Raw genomic sequence first — 6,989 nt, 5'->3', positions numbered from 1 at the left:
CCTGGTCGGTCAGTCTGCGCACACGGACGGGCTCGGCCACCGCGCCTCCAGCGATCGGATCGGACGTCACTCCACATCCAACCGCCACGACCACCAACCCGGCGAACCAACGCGGTCACAGCACTAGTAGTTGGTCGTGTCGCGCACGACGTGCGCGTCGGCGGGGACGAGGAAGGTGCGGGTGCAGCTGAAGACCCGCTGGTCGTGCTGGTTGTAGCCGGAGATCCGGCAGGAGACGATGCCGTTTTCGGGGTGGCTCTTGGAACGGCGGGCGGTGAGGACCTCGCTCTGCGCGCGGAGGGTGTCGCCGACGTGCAGGGGCTGCTCGAAGCGCACCTCGTCCAGGGCGAGGTTCGCGGTCGTCAGGGCGCTCGTGGTGCGGACGGTGAGGCCCAAAACGATGTTCATGGTGAGGATCCCGCAGACCAGCACCTGGTCACGGCCGGTCCGGTTGCAGAACTCGATGTCGGAGTGGACCGGTGCCTCGTTCCCGGTGAGCGCGAGGATCTGGACGTGTTCCGTCTCCGTCACGGTCCGGGCCGGCCGGTGTTCGATGACCGTGCCCACGATGCCGGCGAAGTCCTCAAGACCGAGACCGACCGATTCACGGATCCGGTTCTCGCTGATGCGGCGAAAGCCCTGCGGGAGGCTACTCACTGCCGGCCTCCGCGGACGTGACGGATGCGGGCACGGCGCCCGCCCGGGCGGTCACGGCGCGGGCCGCGGCGACGAGCGGCGGGCCCACCATGTGACCGTCAACGGTGGTGATCTGTCCGTGGGCGGCGTCGGCAGCGGCCACCACCGCCTGCGCTGCGGCGAGTTCCTGGATGGTCGGCCGGAACGCGTCCTGAATGATGGGGAGTTGGCGAGGGTGTATGGCGACCTTGCCGAGGTACCCGAGTTCCACGGCTTCTTCGGCCTCGCGCTTGAGCCCGTCGGGATCACGCAGGTCGAAGTACGGCGAATCGATCGCGGGCAGGCCCGCGGCCGCGGCCTCAGCGGAAAGAACGGACCGCGGGAGCCACAGTGCCCGGCTGTTGAGACGGCAGTGGGCGGCGGCCGCGTAGTCGGCGGCCCCGAACAACACTCCCGCCAGCGCCGGGGCCTGCAGGATGGCGCTCAGACGCCGGATGCCCAGGGGCGTCTCGATCAGTGCCCAGACGCGACGCTGCCCGTCCTCGGCGCCGGTGATCTTCGAGACCATGTCCACGTCCCGCGCGGACTCGACCTTGGGCACGATCAGCACGGCGGGCCGCACACCGGACTCGGCTATCGCCACCAGGTCCTTCAGGCCATGCACCGTTCCTGGAGCGTTGATCCGTACCCCCAGAACCGTGTTGCCGGAGCCAACGCTCTCCGCACTCGCGGACAGACAGCCGATCACTGCCGTCCGGGCCGCGGTCTTGCCGTCAGCCGGGACCGAGTCCTCCAGGTCCAGCAGGGCGACGTCCGCGCCCGAGCCGGCGGCTGCTTCGAAGCGGCCGGGAGTGGACGCCGGGGTGACCAGCCAGGTGCTGTGGTCGCGGTTGGGCGCACTCTGACTGCTGATGGGGAGAGTTGGGGAACACTGCATGCCGCCTCCTGTGGTCTGCTGCTGCCCCGTCTGCTGCGACTTCCTGAGGATGGGCTCAACTGTTCGACTTCGTCGACCGGTTGAAGGGGGTCCCGAGGGGGTCCCGTACCGCGAAGAAGTCACCGGGCGGGTGCACTGAGTGATTGGATGGAGGTGTGGAAGACACCACCCGTCACCCCCTGGTTGTGGCACGTCTCGCGTGCGGAATGACGATGGAGGAGCTCGTCTCCGGCATCCGTGCCGCAGCCGCCCGGCGCGGTCTGCGTTCCGGCACCGACGAGGCGCGGGTGCGTAAATGGCAGAAGGGCGTCAAGCCCAACGAGGAATCCCAGATCTACATCGCCGAAGCACTCGGCTGGCCCGCAGACATCGTCCGCGCCGACGACTGGCCGAACTGGCTGCCGCTCACCGCCGACGGCGTGGTCCCGCTCGGACCCCACAGTTCTGTGTCCGCCCTGAGAGAGGCTCTGAGAACAGCGATGGACCGCCGCGCGTTTTTCACGATCTCCGGGGCCGCCCTGTCCGGCCTGGCCGCGGACTGGGCCGCCGGCCCCTCCACCGCCCTCGCCCGGGCCCACGGCGGCAAACCGATCGGCGACGACTTCGTCGCCTTCCTCGAGAACTCCACCCAGCACCTCGCCACCCTCCCCACCGAGCAGCGACAGCACACGACCATGCTGCTGGATGCCCACCTGTCCACGGTGACCGAACTGCTCGAACACGGCCGCTACAGCCCGGCCGTCGGGCAGCGCCTGCACACCCTGGCCGCTTCCCTGTCCCAGACCATCGCCTGGCACCGCTTCGACCTGGGAAACCACACCCACGCCAGCCAGAACTGGGTCGCCGCCCTGCACAACGCCCACGCCGCCGGCGACCACGACATGGGTGCCGGCCTCCTGGGCGACCTCGCCTACCAGGCCGCCTGGCAGGGTGATCACACCACCGCGGCCAGCATCCTCAACCACGCCCTGACCCGCGCCCGCAACCCCGCCGCCCGCTGCCTTCTCCAACTGCGCCTCGCCCGGACCCTCGCGGCGCGAGGCGACCTCGGGGAACGGCGCTCCGTGCTGCGCGCCCTCGCAGCGGCCGAGAAACACCTCACCGACGCCGGAGCCGACCGGCCCGCCTGGTGCGCCTGGGTGTCCGAAGCAGACCTCGCCGTCGACTCCGGACAGGCCCTCCTCGACCTCGGCGACACCGCCCGCGCCCATCAGCTCATCACCGAAGGCGAACGACTACTGCCCCCGGCCCGGGACAAAACCAAAGGCGTGTTCCTCACCTACCGTGCCGCAAGCCACCTCGATCTGAAAGAACCCGAGCCCGCCGCGGCCGCCGCAACCCAATCCCTGCTCCTGGCCCGCCGCATCGGCGCCCCCCGCTGCGTCCAGCTCGTCGAGGACCTTCTCCCCCAATTCCAGCCGTACCACCACGCCCCGGGCGTTCACGAACTCCTCCAGCTCGCAGCCGCTTAGAACTCCTAACAAAGTGGGAGGTTCCTCAGCCGTCGCCAGCAGATGATGCTGCAGGCCAGGCTGAGGAAGGCTTCGTGGATGTCGTCGCGGATCTCCCAGCGGATGCGTAACCGGCGGAACCAGTGCAGCAGTGCGAAGCTCTGCTCGACGACCCAGCGATGGACACCCAGCCCGGATCCGTGTTCGGTGCCTCGGCGGGCGATGACCGGGGTGATCCCGACAGCGCGGACCTGCCTGCGGTACTTGTCGTGGTCGTAGCCGCGGTCGGCGTAGATGGTGTCGGGGCATCGGCGGGGCCGTCCGCGCCGGCCGCGCACCTGCGGGACGGCCTCGATCAGGGGCATGAGCTGGGTGACGTCGTTGCGGTTTCCGCCGGTCAGTGAAGCGGCCAGCGGGATGCCGTGCGCTTCGGTGATCAGATGATGCTTGGAGCCTGTTCGGGCACTGTCGACCGGGCTCGGTCCGGTTTTGGGCCGCCCTTCATGGCTCGCACGTGGGAGCCGTCGATCACCGCCCTGGACCAGTCCAGAGCGCCGGCGGCGTGCAGCTCGGCCAGCAGTGACTCGTGCAGACGCTGCCACACACCCGCGTCGTTCCAGTCCCGCAGCCGCCGCCAGCACGTCATTCCGGAACCGAAGCCCAGCTCCTGAGGCAGGAACTCCCACGGAATCGCGGTGTACAGCACGAACAGGATGCCCGACAGTACTTTCCGGTCGTCCAGACGCCTGCGGCCCGGGTGATCAGCCCTCCTCGGCACGACCGGAAGCAACGGCTCGATACGCGCCCACAACTCATCGGGCACGACCCACGGAAGCTGCTCACCCTTTCTCACATGAAGGCTAACGCTCCATCAGACATGCACATTCCAAGGGAAGAAGCGCCACTTTGTTAGGAGTTCTTAGCCCGAGGCAGGGCAAGGCCCCCGGGCGTGGGCCTCGCTTCATGGGTGGTGGAAGCCACGGTCGGGATCGCGGGCCTGGTCGGGATCGAAGGCGGTGAACCATTCCTGCGGCGCGAGGTTGACCATGCCCAGTGACTGGTGGATCTCGTTGTCGGGCTGCTCGATGCCGTCGAGGGATTCGTCGAACAGCATCAGCACGTCGTGGTTGGAAGAGGACGTCGGAGCAAGCGTCCCAGGCGAAGTCCGCACGGTCTACGGGCAGTCCGGCCACCGTGTCCCCCACCAGACGCGGCCGGTTGCGGGTCAGCTCCAGGGCGCGGGCGATGCCGAGGTGCAGGACCATCTCCTCCCCCGTACAGCGCGGTTCGAACCGCAGGCGTCTGACGGGCCATGTCAACGCGGTGACCGGCCGCGGCCGGCACACCACCACCTCGGCACCGCGGCGCCGGACGGGCAGTCGGCGGCCAGGCCGTCGAAAGTCCGCGCCATCTGCCGCCGCCACGCACTGCTCTGGTGCCAGGTCAGCCGCGGCAGCGCGCCGAACTCCAGGGCTGGTATCCGGTCCTCTGCGATGGTGCGGCTGTGTCCTCACCGCCCGAGGTGATGAGCCTGGTGATGTACCGGGCGAGCTCCGTGCCTCCCCCGCCGTACCCGGTGCCGTAGCCGCCTGCCCTTGTCTCCGGCAGTAGCGACAGCAGGCCGTCCCTCGTCCGGATCCAGAGGGGCCCGGTCTGATCGATGATCAGCCGGCAGAACTCATCGCCTGGCCGCAGATCGAGCGGGGCGTAGGTGAGACGGGTCCATTACTCGATGTTGCCGCCCACGGTGCGGTAGTGCCGCGCGACGACGGGCAGACCGAATTCCTGGTCGACGAAGGTCTGATGGCACACGCAGCCGGATCCCCCACAGCTGGGCTGTCCTTGTCGTCCCGCACGCAGGCGTGGAACAGGTCGGGGATCTTTTTCCGACGTCACGAGCGTCGTGTGCAGGGCTGAGGGGGGTGCGGACGGCAGAGCAGGCCAGAGACAATCACCCGCGGGTTTCTGTCGGTGGCCGCGCCGAAGGGCTACAGCGAAGTGGAGGCGGTGTTGCTGGTAGGAAACCGGTACCGGCCGATGCTTGAGCCTGCGCCAACGAGGCGTGGTGTGAGCGGCTACCGGCGGCGGCAGCAGAACTCCGCATGGGTGGGACGGGGAAAGTCACGGGAGACGATGTCGAACCCGGTTCGTCGCAGCATCCCCTCGACAATCCAGGAGTAGGTGGAGAACTCCTCTCGGACGTGGGCTTCGAAGTCGGCCCTGGTGAAGCCCTCGCCCTCCGGGCGGCCTGCTGTATCGATCCACTGCTGCAGGTGTGTGTCTGCGCTGGAGGGCTCGAAACTGAAGATCACGTCCCACAAGTAGAAGGCCCCGCCGGGACGGAGCATCCCGGCTGCGTTGATCAGCGCCCGCTGCTTCCAGAAGTCCGGAAGCTGGTGCAAGGCCGACTTCGTGGTCACCACGTCGGCGAGAGGGCCCTGGTGGGCGTAGTCGAGAAAACCGGCATGGTGCCATTGCGGTGCAACACCGAACCGATCGGCCCGCGCCTTGGCGAAGGCCAGCATTTCCTCGGAAACGTCCACACCGTGCGCGACTGCCCCGCGCCGTGCGGCCTGGACGGCCAATGAGCCGGTACCGCACGCAAGATCGACCAGTTGGGTGCCCTCGCTGACGCTCAAGCGGTCCAGCAGCTCGTCATCAACATGCGGGTCAGTGCCCTGGTTTCGGTCGTAGGCAGCGACTGCGGCCTTGCTGCCCAAGTCGATGCCGACCGGCGCATATTCAAAGAAATACCAGACGGGACGGGGATGCGTGGTTTCGCTTCGTGGCATGCCCCGTTTGTAGGCTCCCCACAGGACTTACGGCAACGGCAACTTACGGACCGCTGCATTGCGAAAGGTGAAAGGTGCAGGACCACGACCAGTACCGGCTCTTCCTCCACCTCGCGGAGACGCTCAGCTTCACCCGCACCGCGACGGACTGCCACGTCAGCCCTGCCACGCTGTCCCGGACCGTGCAGCGGCTTGAGGCCGCCACCGGGCATCGCCTCCTCGACCGCGGCCCTCACGGGGTATGCCTGACCCGACACGGCCGCGCCTTCCGCCAATATGCAGCCGAAGCCCTGGACTTATGGGCCCGCTACCACACGACGATTCAGCGGACGGCGACCTCAGCGGACACCTGCGGGTGTTCGCCTCCGTCACCGCATGCCACACCTTCCTGCCCGACCTGCTCACCCCCCTGCGCGACGCGCACCCGCGCGTGAGCATCTCCTTACGCACCGGCGACGCCGCAGCCGCTCTTGCCCTGCTCGACCAGGCCGAGGCCGACCTTGCCGTCGCAGCCCTCCCGGCGCGGATTCCCGCCACCCTGCTCGCCCGGCAGATCACACAGACCCCGCTCGTCCTCGTCCAGGCAGGTCCCGCAGTGGCCGACGAGGAGTTCACCACCGCGTCGGAGCCCTTCGTCCTGCCACGGCGAGGACTCGTGCGCGCTGCCGCAGACCAGTGGTTCCGAGACCTGGGTATCCGTCCGCACATCGCTGCCGAGACCGACGGCCATGAAGCGCTGCTCACCCTGGTCGCTCTGGGCTACGGCACGGGCATCGTCCCCGATCTCGTCCTGCAACACAGCGGACTCCGCGCCAGACTTCGCCAGGTGACCGCCTCATCCGTACCAGATCGGCTCGCCATCGGCGTCTGCATCCGAAGGGCGGACGTACACCGCCCCTTGGTCGCCGCAGCCTGGGCGGCAACCCAGCCCGACCAGCGCACCCGGGCAGAACAGACCGCCTAACTCAGGCTGTGAAGGGGGTTCGAAAATCTCTTTAGGACCTCGTCCGCAGGCCCCTTTCCGATCATCCTGCTCAGGCCAGGCCGTAGCCCTCCCCCGGCTGCGTCTTGCTGCAGTGTCAGGAGTTCGTCGACGGGCAGGCGCAGTGCGTGCGCCAGTGCTGCCACGGTCTGCGGCGACGGCACCGGCCCACCAGCCCACCAGCCCACCAG

General features: G+C 68.4%; 7 protein-coding genes and 1 pseudogene. 3 read left to right on the top strand and 5 right to left on the bottom strand.

Going from position 1 to position 6,989, the window contains the following annotated elements:
- Positions 1-123: 123 nt before the first annotated feature.
- Entirely contained in the window at positions 124-657 is a 534-nt protein-coding gene (locus GRC12_RS40090) for a MaoC family dehydratase (protein ID WP_208785386.1), read from the bottom strand.
- Positions 650-1,573: an HpcH/HpaI aldolase/citrate lyase family protein gene (locus GRC12_RS40085; RefSeq protein WP_208785385.1), complete on the bottom strand. Its 924-nt coding sequence runs from the start codon at positions 1,571-1,573 to the stop codon at positions 650-652. Before GRC12_RS40085 ends, GRC12_RS40090 begins: the two co-directional genes overlap by 8 nt.
- 212 nt (positions 1,574-1,785) lie before the next feature.
- On the opposite strand from GRC12_RS40085, the gene GRC12_RS40080 reads away from it, so the two are divergent.
- Positions 1,786-3,045: an XRE family transcriptional regulator gene (locus GRC12_RS40080; RefSeq protein WP_244374503.1), complete on the top strand. Its 1,260-nt coding sequence runs from the start codon at positions 1,786-1,788 to the stop codon at positions 3,043-3,045.
- A 5-nt stretch (positions 3,046-3,050) separates the two neighbouring features.
- Here GRC12_RS40080 and GRC12_RS40075 read toward each other — a convergent pair.
- From GRC12_RS40075 to GRC12_RS40065, 3 genes are all read right to left on the bottom strand, one after another.
- Positions 3,051-3,877 (bottom strand): IS5 family transposase gene (locus GRC12_RS40075; RefSeq protein ID WP_439959938.1). Its coding sequence is split into 2 segments (ribosomal slippage): positions 3,051-3,542 and positions 3,545-3,877, totalling 825 coding nucleotides; the frame shifts between segments, so codons are not numbered across the junction.
- A gap of 108 nt (positions 3,878-3,985) precedes the next feature.
- Entirely contained in the window at positions 3,986-4,138 is a 153-nt protein-coding gene (locus GRC12_RS40070) for a hypothetical protein (RefSeq protein ID WP_208785382.1), read from the bottom strand.
- Between the two features lie 961 nt (positions 4,139-5,099).
- A complete protein-coding gene (locus tag GRC12_RS40065) occupies positions 5,100-5,816 on the bottom strand; it encodes a class I SAM-dependent methyltransferase (RefSeq protein WP_208785381.1) in 717 nt (238 codons plus the stop codon).
- 74 nt (positions 5,817-5,890) lie between these two features.
- Between GRC12_RS40065 and GRC12_RS46815 the strand changes: the two are divergent.
- A pseudogene (locus tag GRC12_RS46815) lies at positions 5,891-6,019 on the top strand (helix-turn-helix domain-containing protein); the annotation flags it as partial.
- 95 nt (positions 6,020-6,114) lie between these two features.
- A complete protein-coding gene (locus tag GRC12_RS40060) occupies positions 6,115-6,780 on the top strand; it encodes a LysR substrate-binding domain-containing protein (RefSeq protein WP_308286738.1) in 666 nt (221 codons plus the stop codon).
- Positions 6,781-6,989: the final 209 nt, after the last annotated feature.

The organism is Streptomyces griseorubiginosus (genome assembly GCF_017614965.1).
Taxonomy (GTDB): domain Bacteria; phylum Actinomycetota; class Actinomycetes; order Streptomycetales; family Streptomycetaceae; genus Streptomyces; species Streptomyces griseorubiginosus_B.
Note: the sequence above shows the minus strand (reverse complement) of the source record. Positions and strands in the feature narration are given on the sequence as shown.